This window comes from Pseudoalteromonas sp. SG45-1 (genome assembly GCF_014164135.1).
Lineage (GTDB): Bacteria > Pseudomonadota > Gammaproteobacteria > Enterobacterales > Alteromonadaceae > Pseudoalteromonas > Pseudoalteromonas distincta.
This window is the reverse complement of sequence record NZ_JACJEP010000062.1, coordinates 1-1,201: the sequence shown is the minus strand read 5'-3', so window position 1 is coordinate 1,201 and position 1,201 is coordinate 1. Positions and strand designations below refer to the sequence as shown.

General features: G+C 39.2%; 2 protein-coding genes. Both read left to right on the top strand.

Going from position 1 to position 1,201, the window contains the following annotated elements; translation table 11 throughout:
* Positions 1-270: Imm49 family immunity protein (locus H5117_RS20360; protein WP_182739018.1), on the top strand; the 270-nt coding region annotated here is incomplete at its 5' end.
* Between the two features lie 356 nt (positions 271-626).
* A partial coding sequence (locus H5117_RS20355) for an immunity 49 family protein (RefSeq protein ID WP_182739017.1) occupies positions 627-1,201 on the top strand: 575 nt, incomplete at its 3' end.

Here is a 1,201-nt window from a genome sequence, read left to right as displayed (position 1 = left end):
ATTGCTTTCGGATACTTAGAGACTCTAGCTGCTTTATCGCCAGCAACTTTTGATGTTGGTTGTGATTTTAATGAAGCACTTGCCAAAAACCTGCAAGCGCAAGAGCGCTACCACATTAATGAGGCAGGTCCAGATCATGCCCCTGTAGATTCATTCTTACCCCTGCAATTACTCGGCATGGCATGCATGTGGCACGATATGGGAAATGAAGTAACGGTTGAAAGTGATTCACTGCCTCGCTTTTTAATTAATAGTACTTATTTTAAATAGTAAGCGATCATAAGATCTTATTAAAATAAGTGAAGATTATCAGAAGGGTAATGGGTATAAGATCAGACTTGATGTGTCATATCTTGTCCGAGCTTAGGTAAAACAAATGGTGATGAATTCTATCAGCAAGGTACAACGAAATATGCACAAGCCGTTACTAAGTCAATGAGACTCAAAGAACTAGGCACTACAGATTAGCAGACAGCCGACGCATTGACAAAACCATCGTTAACGGGAAAGAAAGTACAATATTTACATATTGAAACACCGATTACTAAAACAGCATCGGGTTCCGTAGTCGGTGAAGTTAACATATCTGAGTTTGATATAGGTCCCAGTAAAATAGCAGGTACATAATGAATATAGAGCGTAAAGTAAAAATAGATTTAGCTAAATTAGACAAATGGTTGGCATTCCCTAGAGAAATTATTGAAATGATGCCTCAGGCAATCACTATTCGTCGCGATAACCTTATTGCTTTTCCTGAGCAATACTTGGAATTATCTCGCTGGCTTACTTGGGAAGTTCAAACACCCGAAATCGAAAATGAATCTGCCACGGGGTTACGATATGCATCAAAAATGTACGCCGCGTTCTTAAAGCTTGCACAGCAGCCTGAGCAAGAGCAAACCTTTAAAATATATAATTTACCTGAAGTAACGTGGAATGGTAAAGGTATGTTAGAAAACGGTTATGCAGCTCCATCAGAATGGATTGATGCCTATTTTTTAGCGGTTATTACTCGCGATACTGAAAGTATGTATAGCTTGGCAAATTTCCCTATAGAAACGATGAAACAAAGTGCTACACAAGCAGGCCCCGTTTCTTATAAGCTCGTTGAAGTATTTCAAGCTTATCACCATCATCAAGCCGATTACCCAAAATTGCTTGACGAGTGTATGGGAATGGCTGTTAAGCAAAATGATGACTG